The 14,507-nt window shown below is 67.2% G+C and carries 13 protein-coding genes; 8 read left to right on the forward strand and 5 right to left on the reverse strand.

Going from position 1 to position 14,507, the window contains the following annotated elements; genetic code table 11:
• Nucleotides 1–2: 2 nt before the first annotated feature.
• Complete coding sequence (locus tag ACSQ3M_RS14135) at nt 3–2,363, forward strand: hypothetical protein (RefSeq protein ID WP_436150705.1); 2,361 nt, start codon at nt 3–5, stop codon at nt 2,361–2,363.
• Here ACSQ3M_RS14135 and ACSQ3M_RS14140 read toward each other — a convergent pair whose 3' ends face one another.
• From ACSQ3M_RS14140 to ACSQ3M_RS14155, 4 genes are all read right to left on the reverse strand, one after another.
• Nucleotides 2,364–3,224: a TIGR01459 family HAD-type hydrolase gene (locus tag ACSQ3M_RS14140; protein ID WP_436150706.1), complete on the reverse strand. Its 861-nt coding sequence runs from the start codon at nt 3,222–3,224 to the stop codon at nt 2,364–2,366. It lies immediately after the preceding gene.
• Nucleotides 3,221–4,153 carry a sugar kinase gene (locus ACSQ3M_RS14145; RefSeq protein ID WP_436150707.1) on the reverse strand — a complete coding sequence of 311 codons (933 nt, stop codon included), beginning with the start codon at nt 4,151–4,153 and terminating at the stop codon, nt 3,221–3,223. The genes ACSQ3M_RS14140 and ACSQ3M_RS14145 overlap by 4 nt, the downstream gene beginning before the upstream one ends.
• Nucleotides 4,154–4,245: 92 nt before the next feature.
• Nucleotides 4,246–5,493 (reverse strand): hypothetical protein, encoded by a 1,248-nt coding sequence (locus tag ACSQ3M_RS14150; RefSeq protein ID WP_436150708.1) that lies wholly within the window; start codon nt 5,491–5,493, stop codon nt 4,246–4,248.
• Between the two features lie 86 nt (nt 5,494–5,579).
• Nucleotides 5,580–6,152, reverse strand: a complete 573-nt coding sequence (locus tag ACSQ3M_RS14155; protein WP_436150709.1) for a DUF1134 domain-containing protein — start codon at nt 6,150–6,152, stop codon at nt 5,580–5,582.
• Nucleotides 6,153–6,450: 298 nt separating this feature from the next.
• Between ACSQ3M_RS14155 and ACSQ3M_RS14160 the strand changes: the two genes are divergently transcribed.
• Entirely contained in the window at nt 6,451–6,852 is a 402-nt protein-coding gene (locus ACSQ3M_RS14160; protein ID WP_436150710.1) for a YHS domain-containing (seleno)protein, read from the forward strand.
• A gap of 16 nt (nt 6,853–6,868) precedes the next feature.
• Here ACSQ3M_RS14160 and ACSQ3M_RS14165 read toward each other — a convergent pair whose 3' ends face one another.
• Nucleotides 6,869–7,711: a 3'(2'),5'-bisphosphate nucleotidase CysQ family protein gene (locus tag ACSQ3M_RS14165; protein WP_436150711.1), complete on the reverse strand. Its 843-nt coding sequence runs from the start codon at nt 7,709–7,711 to the stop codon at nt 6,869–6,871.
• Between the two features lie 273 nt (nt 7,712–7,984).
• On the opposite strand from ACSQ3M_RS14165, the gene chpT reads away from it, so the two are divergent.
• The 6 genes from chpT to ACSQ3M_RS14195 all read left to right on the forward strand — a co-directional run bounded on the left by chpT (nt 7,985) and on the right by ACSQ3M_RS14195 (nt 14,381).
• Nucleotides 7,985–8,623, forward strand: coding sequence for a histidine phosphotransferase ChpT (chpT, locus tag ACSQ3M_RS14170; RefSeq protein ID WP_436150712.1), 639 nt, complete (start codon nt 7,985–7,987; stop codon nt 8,621–8,623).
• Nucleotides 8,624–8,746: 123 nt separating this feature from the next.
• On the forward strand, nt 8,747–11,362 hold the full coding sequence (locus tag ACSQ3M_RS14175; RefSeq protein WP_436150713.1) for a chemotaxis protein CheW: 2,616 nt from the start codon (nt 8,747–8,749) through the stop codon (nt 11,360–11,362).
• Entirely contained in the window at nt 11,359–11,862 is a 504-nt protein-coding gene (locus ACSQ3M_RS14180; RefSeq protein WP_436150714.1) for a chemotaxis protein CheW, read from the forward strand. Before ACSQ3M_RS14175 ends, ACSQ3M_RS14180 begins: the two co-directional genes overlap by 4 nt.
• A 29-nt stretch (nt 11,863–11,891) precedes the next feature.
• Nucleotides 11,892–12,257 carry a response regulator gene (locus tag ACSQ3M_RS14185; RefSeq protein WP_110488743.1) on the forward strand — a complete coding sequence of 122 codons (366 nt, stop codon included), beginning with the start codon at nt 11,892–11,894 and terminating at the stop codon, nt 12,255–12,257.
• Nucleotides 12,258–12,369: 112 nt separating this feature from the next.
• Complete coding sequence (gene cheB / locus ACSQ3M_RS14190) at nt 12,370–13,488, forward strand: chemotaxis-specific protein-glutamate methyltransferase CheB (RefSeq protein WP_436150715.1); 1,119 nt, start codon at nt 12,370–12,372, stop codon at nt 13,486–13,488.
• Nucleotides 13,485–14,381, forward strand: coding sequence for a CheR family methyltransferase (locus tag ACSQ3M_RS14195; RefSeq protein ID WP_436150716.1), 897 nt, complete (start codon nt 13,485–13,487; stop codon nt 14,379–14,381). Before cheB ends, ACSQ3M_RS14195 begins: the two co-directional genes overlap by 4 nt.
• The last annotated feature ends 126 nt before the right edge of the window (nt 14,382–14,507 follow it).

Below are 14,507 nucleotides of genomic sequence, written 5' to 3' on the forward strand. Positions count from 1 at the left end.
CCATGCCCGACCGGGACCGCCACAACATCGAACCAACGCCCGCGCCCTGGCCGACCGCCAGGGTGATGCTGCTAGTCTGCGCCGGCTGGCTCGCTTTGTCCTGGCCCTGGCTCTCCGGCGCCGTCACCATACCCTGGGACGCCAAGGCGCATTTCCATCCGCAGCTGCAATTCCTCGCAAGCGCCCTGCACAAGGGCCTCTCGCCATTCTGGACGCCCTTCGTCTTCGCCGGCTCGCCGCAGGTCGCCGATCCGCAATCGCTGATCTTCTCGCCGCCCTTCTTCCTGATCGCCCTGCTCAATCCGACGCCGGACTTCCGCTGGAGTGACGGCGCGCTGCTCGGCGCGCTGCTCGTCGGCGCGCTCTGCCTCGTCCTGCTCTTCCGGGATCGCGGCTGGCACCCGGCTGGTGCGGTCGTCTGCGCCCTCTCCTTCGCCTTCGGCGCCGCCGCCGCCTGGCGCATCCAGCATGTCGGGCAGGTGCTGAGCCTGTCCTATTTCGCGGTGACGCTGCTGCTGCTCTCGCGCGCGCTCGAGCGCAGCTCCTGGCGTTACGGTTTCGCGGCCGGCCTCGCCGCCGGCTTCATGGTGCTCGGGCGCGACCAGGTCGCGCTGCTCGGCGTCTATGTCCTCGTCGGGCTGGTGCTCGCCGCCGTCGCCATGGCCGACAAGCCGCTGGCGGCACTGCGGGCGAGCGTCGTGCCCCTTCTGCTCGGCGCGCTCGGCGCCATCATGGTCGCGACGGTCCCGATCCTGCTCACCGCCGTCCTGGCGGAGGAATCCAACCGGCCGGTCATCGATCTCGCCGGGGCCGGCAAGGGCTCGCTGCATCCAGGCTCGCTACTGACCGGGTTGATCGCCAATCTCTACGGCGCATCCGGGCCGCTCGATAATTTCTGGGGGCCGCCGAGCCCGGCCTGGGAGAAACGCTTCGGCCCGCTCGATCTCTACCTCGCCCGCAATATGGGCGAGCTCTATCTCGGCCTGCTGCCGATCCTGCTCGTCGTCGGCGTCGGCATCGTCCGCGGCGCCCTGCTGCGGCGCGAGATCGTCGCCCTGAGCGCCGCAGCATTGATCGTGCTGGTCTTTGCGCTCGGCCGCTACACGCCGGGCTTTGCCCTGCTCTTCCACTTGCCCGGCATCGATTTCTACCGCCGCCCAGCCGATGCGCTCTTCATTCTCGGCGCGCTGCTGGCGATCCTCGGCGGCTATCTCACGCATCTCGTCCTGACCGACACGGCGCCACGCCCGCGCCGCTGGCAGATCGCGCTTGAAACCCTGCTGCTGCTCGCGGGCTTCGGCCTGGCGATCTGGCTCGCCTGGACGATTGGCCGTCTCCACGTCGCCTTCGTGCCGCTGGTGACCGCCGCACTCTGCCTGATGCTGGTTGCAGGCGCGCTAGTCGCGGCGCGCGGCCTCGCTCTGCAGGACGCCGGCATGGCCGCGACAGTCATTCTCGCCATCGCCATGATCGTCGATCTCTCAGTCAACAACGGCCCGAGCGAATCGACCGCATTGCCTGCCGGGCACTACGAAGTCCTGCGCGCCGACAGCAGCAACGAGACCATCGCGCTGCTCAAACGCGAGACCGCCCGAACCGCCGGCCCCGACCGGCGCGACCGCATCGAGCTCGCCGGCATCGATTTCCACTGGCCGAACGCCAGCCTGGTGCACGGGCTCGACAACACGCTGGGCTACAACCCGCTCCGGCTCGGCCTTTACAGCGCGGCAACCGGCGCCGGTGACCATGTCGCTTTGCCCGACCAGCGCACCTTCTCGGCGCTGATGCCATCCTACCGCTCCCTGCTCGCCGACATGCTGGGGTTACGCTTCATCGCGACCGGCGTCCCGGTCGAGGAGATCGACAAGCGGCTCAAGCCCGGCGACCTCGTCCAGATCGCGCGGACCAAGGACGCCTATGTCTACGAGAACCCGCGCGCCTTGCCGCGCGTACTTCTCGTCACCGAAGCGCAAGCCGCCGATTTCAGCGCCATCCTGAAAGGCGGGCAATGGCCTGCTGGCTTCGATCCGCGCCGCACCGTCCTGCTCGACAAGGCGCCGCCGCTGCCAACCGGCCCGGCTCAGGCAGGAAGCGTGCGCATCCGCAATTATGGCACGACCGAAGTGCTGCTCGAGGCCGACGCGCCGCGCGGCGGCTTCGTCGTGCTGAACGATGTCTGGCAGCCCTGGTGGCAAGTCGAGGTCGACGGCAAGCCGGCCGAGCTGATGCGGGCAAACGTCATCTTCCGCGCCGTGCAGGTGCCACCCGGCCGCTCGACGATCCGCTTCGTCTTCCGCCCGCTCGACGGGCTCTATCACGCAATCGGCGAGCGGATCCGCAAGGCGAACCCGCCGCCGGTCTGATCAACCCAGCGCCGCCATCGCCGCGACCGGCAGCGGCCAGTGCGCCGCCAGCACCCGGGCGAGTCCGTCCGGGACGACGGAGCCGTCGCGGATCGTCTCGTCGCGATGGATGCCGCCGGCGATGAACAGGCTGTCGAAGCCCATCATCCTGGCGCCGGCCAAATCGGTGCGCACCGCATCGCCGATCACCAGCACGCGGGCGGGATCGACATCCCGGCCGCCGCGCGCCTCGCGGGCGGCCGCGAGCGCAAGATCATAAGCCGGACGGTGCGGCTTGCCAGCCCAGGCGACGTGGCCTCCTAGCTCCTCATAGATCGTCGCCAGCGCTCCGGCGCAGGGCAGGAGATCATGGCCGACATGGACGACGAGATCGGGATTGCCGCAGATGAAGGGTAGCCTGCGCGCCGCAAAGCGCGACAGCAGCGGCCGGTATTGCTCCGGCGTCTCGCGGCGATAATCGTTGAGCTCGGTCGCGACGACGAACTCGGCGTCAGTCTCGCCGACAAGTTCGATGTCGAAGCCCGCGAACACCGCACGGTCGCCATGCTCGCCGATATGATAGACCTTGCGCAGATGCGTCTCGGCGATCAGCGCCCGCGTCACGTCGCCCGAGGTCACCAGCCGGTCCCAGGCGGCCCGCGGCACGCGCTTTTCGTCGAGCACGCCCGCGATCTGCGCCGAGGGCCCCGGTGCGTTCGAGAGCAGCACCACCGTGCCACCGCCCTGGCGATAGCGCATCAGAGCGTCGCAGGCCGGCCTAAGCGCCAGCACGCCGTCATGGACGACGCCCCAGACATCGCTGATCAGCACGTCGTAGCGGGCGAGCAGCGCGCCCGCTTCCATCAAGACAGGAACGTTCATGCCCGGCCAACCGCTTCCTTGGCGATGCGCGCCTCGACCTCGGCCCGGCGCGGCAGCGGCGCGACCGCGCCATAGCCCTGCGTCGACAGGGCCGCCGCGACATTGGCATAGGCACCGGCCATGAAGGCGTCGCCGGTGCGGATGTATTCGGCGAGGAAAGCGCCATCATAGCAATCGCCGGCCCCGGTCGCGTCGATCGCATCGACCTTGATCGGCACGAAGCGCTGACGCTTCTCCGGCGTCGCCACCAGCGAACCCTCATGGCCGAGCGTCAGGGCCACGACCTTGGCGCCGCGCTTCAGGTAGAAGTCGACGATCGCATCCGGTTGCTCCAGACCGGTCAGCAGTTTCGCATCGCCATCGCCCGGCAGGACGATATCAGCCATCTCGCAGGCGGCGTGGATGATCGCCCGCGCCCGCGTCAGGGGCCAGAGCTTCAGCCGGAGATTGGTGTCGTAGGCAGTCAGCACGCCGTTCTCGCGCGCGATGGCGAAAGCCTCGAACACCGCATCGCAGGCGCTCGCCGAGATCGCCTGGCTGATGCCGGAGGCCTGGATCACCTTGGCCGAGGCGATGACATCCTTCGGCAATTGCGCCGGGCCATAGAGGGCCGCAGCCGAACCGGCGCGCACATAGGAGAAGACGTGGCCCTGCGGCCCATGCGAAACGAAATAAAGCCCAGTCGATGCAGATGGATGCGTCGAGACATGGGTGTCGTCGACGCCTTCTTCAGCCCACAGCGTCCGGAAGGACCGGCCCGGCTCGTCATCGCCGAGCGCACCGATATAGGCGACCTTCGCCCCCTGCCGCGCCGCAGCGATCGCGCAATTGGACGTGTCGCCGCCTTGGCCGAAGCGATAGGCACCAGCCTCGCCCCGCGTCGCGTTGAACTCGCCGAGGGGTTCGCCGATACAAACGATATCCGTCATGAATCCAAACCGAGAAGGGCGGCCGCGAATGCGACCCGCTTTCTCACTAGAACATCGCCGGCCGCGGTGAAAAGGCTTTGGCGAACGGATGCCTATTCCGCCGCCTCGCGGCTCTCGGACGCGACGAGCAGCGCATCGGCCAACCGGACGATCTCCTGGCGCAGGGCCGCTTCGCCGGCTGCCTTGCCGCCGCCCTGCTTGCGCAAGGCCGCAAGCTCGCGCTTGAGGCCGGCCCGATCGGTCCGCGCCTGATCGCGAGCGCCCTGGACGGTGCTTAGTTCGGCATGGAGCGCCTCGACTGTCTCGTCGCGCTCGCGCAAGGCCTCGCGGTGAGCCGCCGCGTCGCTGGCCAGCTGTCCCTTCAGGCGGGCCTCGGCCGCAGCAGCCGCTTCGATCTTGTCTTCGAGCGCCTTGATTCGGGCCAGCGCCTCGGCGTGCTCCAAGGATGCCTGCGTCACGGCCGCCTCCTGTCGTGCGATCTCGGCGCCAAGCTTGACGGCGTTCGCATCGGCCGTGCGCAGCGCTGCCTCGGCCTCGGTCGCGCGTGTCGAAAGCGCGTCAGCGCGCAGCCTCTCGCTGTCGCGGTCCAGCTTCATGGCGGAGAGGTTCGTGCGCGCCTCGGCAAGCGCCGTTTCGGCCGTGGTGAGACGCGCCGATAGATCGTCCCGCTCGGTCTCCAGCTTGAGCCTCAGCGTGCCGGCCTCGACCAGGACGACGCGCTGGCGGTCATGTTCGCTGTTCAAAGCCGAAAGCGCCTGGTCGCGCTCGGCGAGCATCGCCCCGGCCTTGTCATGCAAGGCCCTGAGCTCGGCGAGTTCCTGAATGCGCGCCGCCAGATCGGCGGAGTTGCCGCTGAGTGCCTGGCGGGTCTCGGCGAGCTGTGCCTCAACGGCGGCAAGATCGGCGATGCGGCTCGAAAGCGTCGCCTGCACCGTCTGATGACCGGCGCTCTCCCCAGCTAGCGCCTCGCGCGTTTGAGCGAGTTCCTGCGTCCTTTGCCCCAGCTCCGCTTCGAGATCCGCGATCCTCTGCCGGCGCTCGGCGAGTTCGGTTTCTAGTCGACCGATCGTCATGTCGCGGCGGCCGAGTTCGCTCATCGCGCCGGCCTTGGCGGCAAAGCCGCTCTCGGCCCTCTGCTCCAGAGCCCGCTCGCGGATCGCCAGCTCGGCGCGCAGATGATCGCGATCGGCGGCGATCTCGGCAAGGGACAAAGGAAATGCCGCTTCGGCGCGTCGTCGCGCCAGCCGATCGGCCCGGCGGCTCAAAGCCGGCAACGCCGAGAGGGCGAGCAGGCTGGCCGACAGGAAGCCGAGCAAGACGAGCATCACGGCTTCGATCAAGGCAGGGCAGCTCCAGTTTCTGCGATCAGCCCGATCTCAGGCTGCCATGTCTTGCAAGATAAGACCAGCAGCGCCGAATTATCAGATCAGAACGGGTTCCAGGTCGCTTCCGGGGTGAATTTCAGGTAGCCGAGATTGACGCCGAGCCGCCAGCCGACACCAGTGCGGATCGGCACGACCGTCACGCCAGCAGCCGTCAGCGCGGTGAAGCCGAAGCCGCCGACGAAATAGACCGAGCCGTCGACCCCGCCGAAACGCTGATAGAGGGCGCCCACGCTCGGCAGATTGTAGATCAGCATCATGGTGCGGGCGCCGTCGCCGCCGAAATCGAAGCCGACCGAAGGTCCCTGCCAGTACACCTTGCGGTCTCCGGCATTGCGGGTGAACAGCGTGCCCTCGCCAAAGCGCAGCCCGCCGACGAAAGCGCCGGACGCTTCCTGGCCAAGCACATAGCCGTTCGGCTCGCCCCAGCGGCGCACCGCCTCCTCGATCGTCAGCGCGAGTCCGCGCGAGACGTTGCCGAAGAACTGGTGGCCGGAGGTGACCAGCTCGTTCTGCGAAAACGAACGCGGGCTCTGCTGAGCGGCGGCGGGACCGGCGGCCAGGCCTGCGCCCAGCAGCAGGGCGCTGGCGAGCAGGGTGCGGCGGGTATGGTTCATCTCATCGTCTCCAGGCAAGCGCCGGGCATGGGCATTCGGCCTCCTGCCGGGTGGCGTCGACGGTGGGTCGTGCGAATCCTCGTGACCACGGTAACCTCCTGGATACGCTGTATGTGTATCCAAGCGGTGAACTGCGGCGCAGAACGCGCCGTGACGCGACTTGAACCAAGGATTGGTGTCGATGAAGGCCGCAGCAAGGCATGCCGGGATTGTGCTCGCCGGCATCGGATTAAGCTGTGCGCTTCCCTTCACGGCCATAGCGAGCCGGGCTTCAGCCCTCCCTCCGGGCCTGCCGCAAATGCCGAATCTCGGCGAGGCCATGCAGCGCGACAACCGTTCCGGCTTCGCGCTCTCCGGCTTCGATCCCGTCGCCTATTTCCTGAACGATGCCGCGGTGCCGGGCCTGCCCGATTACGAACTGATCTCCGACGGAACGGTCTGGCGCTTCGCCAGCGCCGCCAATCGCGACGCCTTCCGTGAGGCGCCCGAGGTCTATACCCCGCGCTTCGGCGGCTTTGATGCCAGCGGCGTCGCGGAAGGACGCGTTGTCGATGCCGACCCGCGCCGTTTCGCCGTCATCGGATCGCGGCTCTATTTCTTCCGCAGCGACGAGAATCGCCAGCGCTTCCTCACTGAGGCGGCCTTGCGGGTGAAAGCCCAGGAACGCTGGTCAGCCGTGACGGCATTGATCGCACGCTGAGCCCGCCCGTCAACGGTCAGCAGCGGCAGGCCGCCGCCTTCTCGATCGCGAGCCTGGCCAGCCTCTCACAGCTCGCAGCGACGAAAGGCGGATTGCGGAAATCGCGATCGACATTGCCGTAAACCGGCTTTTCGCCGTCGAGGGTCAAAAGCACACCGCCGGCGGCCGCAAGGATCGCATCGCCGGCGGCAATGTCCCATTCCATCGTGGTGCCACCGCGAACATGCAGGTCGGCCTCGCCGCTGGCGATGAGCCCGAACTTCACGGCCGAGGACACCGGCGCGCCCTCTCCCTTCGCGAGCGCAGTCGCAACCCCGGCACTGACCGTGTCCCCGTGGAAGCGGCTCACCAGCATCAGCGGGCCGTCTGTCGGCTCCGTGCGGACATGGACTTCGCGCGCCGCGCCCAGCGCCGCCGCTTCTGCATCCAGTGCCTGGGCGAAGCTCCGCTCACCACCATACCAGAGCCGGCCCAGAGCAGGCGCCGCGATCGCACCCGCGAGCGGCCGGCCATCGTGGATCACGGCGATGGCGACGCAATAGCTGTCGCCGGAGGCCAGGAACTCGCGCGTGCCGTCGAGCGGGTCGAGCAGGATGAAGACCGAAGCCGGCGCGACGTCGTCGACACTCTCCTCGCTGATCACCGGAAAGCCGGGCAGCAGCTCGGCCAGCGCCTGCTTCGCGGTGAAATCCGCGGCGAGGTCGGCAGAACAGACCGGCGAGCCGTCCGCCTTGAGCTTGACGTCGCGCACCGCCCGCTTCGCCAGCAGGACGGCCGCCGTGCGCCGCGCCGCCTCGCCGAGCGAGCGTGCAAGCCCGTCCCGGTCGATCAGACGCGGATCGTCGTGAGCGATGGCCATGTCTCGAACCAGTCTCGCCGGCGCCGTATGCCATGCAGTGCGAATGCCGGGCGGCGCCTCCGGCGGTCTCGTTCTGTTAGGTAATGCATGGCGGGCCAAAGAAAAAGCCGGCTCGCCTTCTGGCAGCCATCTTGCCCCGGCATGCCAGAGTGGAATGCTCCGACGGTGGCTCCCTCGCGGCTATGGTTAACCAGCTGCAAACCAGCGTGGCGCATGCTGCACCATCATATTGGGCGCGTACCGCCCTGATTCTCTTGATCGCAGGACCGGATCATGACCGCCATCTCGCTCGAGCCGCTCGATCTGGCCGCACTTCTCTGCAGCCGCGTCTGCCATGATGTGATCAGCCCGGTCGGCGCGATCGTCAACGCGCTCGAAGTGCTCGAGGAGGACGATCCCTCGATGAAGGACTTCGCGCTCGACCTGATCAAGAAGAGCGCGCGCAACGCCTCCGCCCGCCTGCAGTTCGCCCGGCTCGCCTTCGGCGCGGCCGGCTCCGCCGGCGCGATGATCGACTTGGGCGACGCCGGCTCCGTCGCCAACGGCTTTCTCAACGACGAGAAGCTGTCGCTCGACTGGGAGGCTCCGCGCGCCCTCCTGCCGAAGAACCAGGTCAAGCTGGTGCTCAACCTGCTCGTTCTGGCGACGCAGGCGATCCCGCGCGGCGGCAAGATCACGTCCCGGGCCACCGTCACCGGCGAGCAGGGCAGCTTCGCCATCACCGCTACGGGCTCGCATGCGCGTATTCCCGCTCATGTCGAGGAGCTGATTGCCGGGCGCTCCGAGAGCGGCGTCATCGACGCTCATGCGGTCCAGCCGCTCTATACCGGCCTGGTCGCCCGCGCCGCCGGGATGAAGATCGCTTTCGCGATCGAGGGCGATACCGTCAGCATCAATGCGGAAGCGGCCTGAGCGCCAGGAAAACAGCATCTGGTGAATGTAATATTGTGCGGTTTCCGCTCGCTCTCAACTGATCATAAACCCTTGCACCGCACTATCCGGGCCAAATCCGTGATGTAAGTGAGCAGTCCGTGCATGGACGAGTTGCTGCAAGAGTTTCTCGGCGAGACCGGCGAGCATCTCGATATGGTCGATCGAGAACTCGTCCGCTTTGAGCAGGAGCCCAATAACGGGGATATCCTGCGCAATATCTTCCGGCTCGTTCACACGGTCAAAGGCACCTGTGGCTTCATCGGACTGCCGCGGCTCGAAGCACTGACGCATGCGGCCGAATCCGTCATTGGCCAGTTCCGCGACGGCGCCAGCGTCTCCTCGACCGCGGTCACCGCGATCCTCGAGACCATCGACCGGATCAAGGAGATCATGGCCGAGCTCACCGAGAAGGGGCAGGAGCCACCCGGCCATGACGGCCAGCTGATCGACGAATTGCGCGGCCTCGCCCAGCGGGCGAAGCAGGAGCTGGCCGCCCGGCAGACGCAGCCGCCGCTCGATCCGGTCGCAGCCTATCTTGCCCGCACTTCAGGAACTCGCCCGGCAGAGCCTACGCCCCCGCCCGCTGCGGATGCGGCGACGGACGAGATGGATCTGGTCTTCCGCGCGGCGCCGAGCCCGCTCGACCAACCCGGACAGGCTCATGGCGATGCTGCCCGGGACGCGAGGGCGGCCGGGCCGGCGACGTTGCGCGTCAATGTCGACACGCTCGAGCATCTGATGACCATGGTCTCGGAGCTGGTGCTGACCCGCAACCAGTTGCTCGAGATCGCCCGTCGACAGGAGGATGCCGGCCTGAAAGGACCGCTGCAGCGGCTCTCGCTCATCACCGCCGAACTGCAGGACGGCGTGATGAAGACGCGCATGCAGCCGATCGGCAATGCCTGGTCGAAGCTGCCGCGTATCGTCCGCGATCTCTCCACCGACCTCGGCAAGAAGATCGAGCTGGTGACGGAAGGGGCCGACACCGAGCTCGACCGGCAGATCCTCGAACTGATCAAGGACCCACTCATCCACATGGTCCGCAACTGCGCCGACCATGCGATCGAGGAACCGCAGGAGCGCGCTGCGCTCGGCAAGCCCGAAATGGGCACGATCCGGGTGTCGGCCTATCACGAAGGTGGGTCGGTCACGATCGCGATCACCGATGACGGCCGCGGCATGGACACCACCCGGATCCGTCGCAAGGCGGTACAGCGGGGATTGGTCGGTGAAGCCGAGGCCGAACGGCTGAGTGAGATGCAGGTCCTGCGCTTCATCTTCCACCCGGGCTTCTCGACCTCCGATACCGTCTCCGCTATTTCCGGACGCGGCGTCGGGATGGACGTGGTCAAGGTCAATGTCGATGCGATCGGCGGCATGATCGACGTCGCCAGCATCGCCGGCACGGGCACCACCATCACCATCAAGATCCCGCTGACGCTGGCGATCGTCTCGGCCCTGATCGTCGCGACCGCTGGCCAGCGCCTCGCCATCCCGCAGGTGGTTGTGCGCGAACTGGTGCGCGTCAAGGTCGGTGGCGAACACAGCATCGAACGCATCAACAACGCGCCCGTGCTGCGACTGCGCGAGCGGTTGCTGCCGATCATCGCCCTCGCCGGGGTGATGGACAAGGCGAGTGACGCGACCGTCGACGATGGCTTCATCGTCGTGACGCAAGTCGGTGAGCGCCAGTTCGGCATCCTCGTGGAGTCCGTGTTCCACACCGAGGAAATCGTCGTCAAACCGATGTCGACGCGGTTGCGCCATATCCCGCTCTTTTCGGGCAACACCATTCTGGGCGACGGCGCCGTGGTGCTGATCGTCGATCCCAACGGCGTGGCGCGTCTGGTCGGCGTGGCGGCGCCTCAGGACGAAGCCGCCTCGGACAGTTCCGCCGAGGCCGCCCTCCCCGTCGAGCGCACCACGATGTTGGTCTTCCGCGCCGGCAAGGATCGGCTGAAAGCTGTCCCCCTGTCCCTGGTCACGCGGCTCGAGGAGGTCGATGCCGGGCTGTTCGAGAGCGGCGGCGGGCGCACGCTGCTCAACTATCGCGGCAGGCTGATGCCCGTCGTGCCCGTCGAAGAGGTTCAACTCCGACAGACCGGCCTGCAGCCGCTGGTGATCTTCTCGGAAGGAGACTTCAGCATGGCGCTGGCAGTCGACGCTATCGTCGACATCGTCGATGAAGTGCTCGACATCGAGATGCTGGCCATGCCTGAGCAGGGACTGCTTGGCTCCGCGATCGTCAGAGGCCGCGCGACCGAGATCCTCGACCTGGCGTATTACCTGCCCAAGGCCAACCCAAATTGGCTGCATGTGCGCCGCAGCGAGCCGGGTGGAGCACGCGTTCTGCTGGTCGAGCCGTCCGAGTTTCTGCGCGAGATGCTCGCCCCCGTGCTCAAGGCCGCCGGCCTGCAGGTAATCCATGCGGCCGACCTCGGCATGGCGGCCGGCCTCGCCTCAGGCGGCACCGAGTTGAACGCCGTCGTGATCGATCTCGACCGCAACGCCGAGGCTGCATTCGCGCTCGCTGCGCGGCTGCGCGCCGAAGGCCGGCATGCCGGTTTGCGCATCATCGGGCTCGCAAGTCTGCCGACCCCCGAACTCCATGTCATGGCCGCGCAGGCGCAATTCGACGAAGTTGTCGCCAAATTCGATCGGCGCGCGCTGATTGCGGAACTCGCAGAAACCCGGCCGAAGCTGAGGCAAGCCGCATGACCAGCGCAAGCGCCGCTATCCAACCCGGCCTGGCGGCTTTCGAGGATTCGCTCGACTACGTCACCGTCACGGTCGGCGGGCAACTGCTCGGCCTGCCGATCGCGCGCGTCCAGGATGTGTTCATCGCCACTCGCATCACGCCGGTGCCATTGGCGCCGAGCGAGATCGTCGGCCTCATCAATCTGCGCGGGCGCGTCGTCACCGCGATCTGCATGCGCCGTCGGATGGGCCACGCCAACATCCACGCTGCGCCGGCCGGCGCCGACGGGCGCGAACTCACCGCCGTCGGCATCGATCAGGGCGGCGAGGCTTTCGCGCTCATCGTCGACACGGTCGGCGAGGTGATGCGCCTCAGCCGCACGACCTTCGAGCCTGTGCCGATCCATCTCGATCGCGCCTGGGCTGCCCTCGCCAAGGGTGTTCACCGCCTCGACGATCGCCTCCTGGTCGTGATCGACGTCGACGCCGTCCTCAACATCGAACTGCCGGTCGCCGCCTGACGGCAATCGCCGCTGCCTGGAGCCACACCATGAAATATTGCCTCGTCGTCGATGACTCTGCCGTCATCCGCAAGGTCGCCCGCCGCATCCTGGAAGGGCTGCAGTTTCGTATCGCCGAGGCCGAGGACGGCGCACGCGCGATCGACGCCTGCAAGGGCGAGATGCCGGACGCCATCCTGCTCGACTGGAACATGCCGGTCATGGACGGCTACGACTTCCTGCGGAACCTCCGGCAGATGCCCGGCGGCAAACGGCCCAAGGTCGTGTTCTGCACGACCGAGAACGACATCGCCCACATCGCCCGCGCCATGCATGCCGGGGCCGACGAGTACATCATGAAGCCGTTCGACAAGGAAATCGTGGCCTCGAAATTCCATCAGGTCGGCCTGCTCTAGAAAAGCCGCACGACATGCGACATCCCCGCACTCCGGCTGCGCAAGAGCATGTTCTGCAAAAGTGGATCCCACTTTTGCGATCGGACCATGCTCAACTTTTTGATTTCGCGCGATGATCACGCTGCCGAATCCTGCCGACCAGGCCCGTGTGCGTCCGAGTACGGTCGTGATCGCCGATGACTCGATGGTCGTGCGTGGGCTGTTCGCGCGCTGGCTCGGCGAAAGCGGTCGCTTCCATGTCGTCGGCGTCGCCGGCGACGGGGAAGCAGCGATCGAGCATGCCGAGCGCCATCATCCCGATATCATGGTGCTCGATCTCGACATGCCCGTGCTGGACGGCGTCGAGGCCTTGCCCAGAATCGTCAAGCAGAGTCCCAGGACCGCTGTCCTGCTGACCACCACGCTCACCGAGCGCAATGCGAAACTCGCGCTGCAATGCATGAGCATGGGCGCCGTCGACGTTCTGCCCAAGCCGGACAGTCGCAGCGGCCTGACGCTATCGCTGGGGTTCCGCAGCGAGCTTTTGGGCAAGCTGGGGAGCATCGCGCAGACCCGGCTGCGTCACGGCGACGTCGGCGCTGAGGCCGGCCATGGCGCCTTGCCGCCAAGCGGCATCGTCGACCTGCGCCCGCTGGTATCGGCGATGCCGCGTTATTTGGTGATCGGCGCCTCGACCGGCGGGCCACGTGCCGTCGCGCGCGTCCTCGGCGATCTCGGCGATGCGGCAGCCAGCCTGGCGATACTGGTCGTCCAGCATATGCCGCCGCTCTTCACCGCCTCCTTTGCCGAGCAGATTTCTGCGCAGCTCGGACTGCCGGCACGCGAGCCACATGACGGCGAGCGGCTCGCCCGTGGCACGATCTATGTCGCGCCGGGGGGACGTCATCTCGGCATCGAGCGGAAGCTCGGCCATATCGTCGCCAGCATCAGCGACGGCCCGCCGGTGCATTTCTGCCGGCCGGCCGTGGACGTGCTGTTTAATGAAGCCGCGCGCCATCTCGGCCCGGCCGCGCTCGGCCTGATCATGACCGGCATGGGCAGCGACGGCACGGAAGGGGCGACCGCTTTGCGCCGTGCCGGCGCCGCGGTCATCGCCCAGGACGAGCCGTCGAGTACGGTCTGGGGCATGCCGGGCTCGGTCGTACGCGCCAGGCAAGCGAGCGCGGTCCTGCCGCTCGGCAATATCGGCCCAGCAATCCGGGCGCTCGTCGGTGGGAGCCATCCCGCATGACCGAGCTGGATTTCGATTTCCTGCGCGTGCTCCTGCAGCGGCGTTCAGGCCTCTTTCTCAGCACGGAGAAGCGTTATCTCGTCGAGAGCCGGCTCGGCATGCTCTGCCGGCGGCGTACAATTGCGGGGATACCGGCACTGGTGGCGCAATTGCGCATCTGCCCCGCTTCCGAACTCGAAGCCGCCGTCGTCGATGCTATGACGACCAATGAGACGCTGTTTTTCCGCGACCGCACGCCTTTCGACCTGTTCCGCGATATCATCCTGCCCGAGAAGCTCGCCAGCAATGCGCAGAGCCGGACGCTGCGCATCTGGTGCGCCGCGGTCTCGACCGGTCAGGAGGCCTATTCGCTCGCCATGCTGCTCGACGAGGTGGCCGACCGCCTCGTCGGTTGGAGGGTCGAGATCCTCGGCACCGACATTTCCGCCGATGTCCTCGAGCGGGCACGCCAGGGGCTTTACAGCCAGTTCGAGGTGCAGCGCGGCTTGCCGATCCAGCTCCTGCTCAAGCATTTCCGGCAGGAGGGCGACAAATGGCGCCTGTCCGAGCGCATCCGTGACAGGGTTGAACTCAAGCAGCACAACCTCCTGGAGCCGAATCACCAATTCGGCCAGTTCGACGTCATCTTCTGCCGCAACGTGCTGATCTATTTCGACGTCCCGACGAAGGCGCGGGTGATGGCCGCGCTCGCCGCCCGGCTCGCGCAAAACGGCGCCTTCCTTCTTGGCGCGGCAGAAACGGTCATCGGCATCACCACGACGCTGGTGCCGGACCCGCAATACCGCGGTGTCTACCGCGACGCCGCTTCGACCGCACAGGCGCGACGGCCGGGCTTTGCCGCTGCGGCAGAGCGCGGCAGCGCGCTTCCCCCGCTCAAAACCGCCCGGACCTGATCGCTGGGCGATTGTCCCGGTGTTCGACGAGGGCTGATCTCGCCGACAAACAAAAACCCCGCCTCGCGGCGGGGTCCCCGTTCACCTGTCGTGTACATCCGACGATCAGGCGATCTAACTTCTAGG

This window comes from Allobosea sp. LjRoot90 (assembly GCF_964254315.1).
GTDB lineage: Bacteria > Pseudomonadota > Alphaproteobacteria > Rhizobiales > Beijerinckiaceae > Allobosea.

Coding starts and splice junctions, on each gene's coding strand:
- chpT (WP_436150712.1), top strand. CDS start 7,985: ATGACCGCCATCTCGCTCGAGCCGCTCGATCTGGCCGCACTTCTCTGC.
- ACSQ3M_RS14145 (WP_436150707.1), bottom strand. CDS start 4,153: ATGACGGATATCGTTTGTATCGGCGAACCCCTCGGCGAGTTCAACGCG.
- ACSQ3M_RS14195 (WP_436150716.1), top strand. CDS start 13,485: ATGACCGAGCTGGATTTCGATTTCCTGCGCGTGCTCCTGCAGCGGCGT.
- ACSQ3M_RS14135 (WP_436150705.1), top strand. CDS start 3: ATGCCCGACCGGGACCGCCACAACATCGAACCAACGCCCGCGCCCTGG.
- ACSQ3M_RS14185 (WP_110488743.1), top strand. CDS start 11,892: ATGAAATATTGCCTCGTCGTCGATGACTCTGCCGTCATCCGCAAGGTC.
- ACSQ3M_RS14165 (WP_436150711.1), bottom strand. CDS start 7,711: ATGGCCATCGCTCACGACGATCCGCGTCTGATCGACCGGGACGGGCTT.
- ACSQ3M_RS14175 (WP_436150713.1), top strand. CDS start 8,747: ATGGACGAGTTGCTGCAAGAGTTTCTCGGCGAGACCGGCGAGCATCTC.
- ACSQ3M_RS14180 (WP_436150714.1), top strand. CDS start 11,359: ATGACCAGCGCAAGCGCCGCTATCCAACCCGGCCTGGCGGCTTTCGAG.
- ACSQ3M_RS14140 (WP_436150706.1), bottom strand. CDS start 3,224: ATGAACGTTCCTGTCTTGATGGAAGCGGGCGCGCTGCTCGCCCGCTAC.
- cheB (WP_436150715.1), top strand. CDS start 12,370: ATGATCACGCTGCCGAATCCTGCCGACCAGGCCCGTGTGCGTCCGAGT.
- ACSQ3M_RS14155 (WP_436150709.1), bottom strand. CDS start 6,152: ATGAACCATACCCGCCGCACCCTGCTCGCCAGCGCCCTGCTGCTGGGC.
- ACSQ3M_RS14160 (WP_436150710.1), top strand. CDS start 6,451: ATGCCGAATCTCGGCGAGGCCATGCAGCGCGACAACCGTTCCGGCTTC.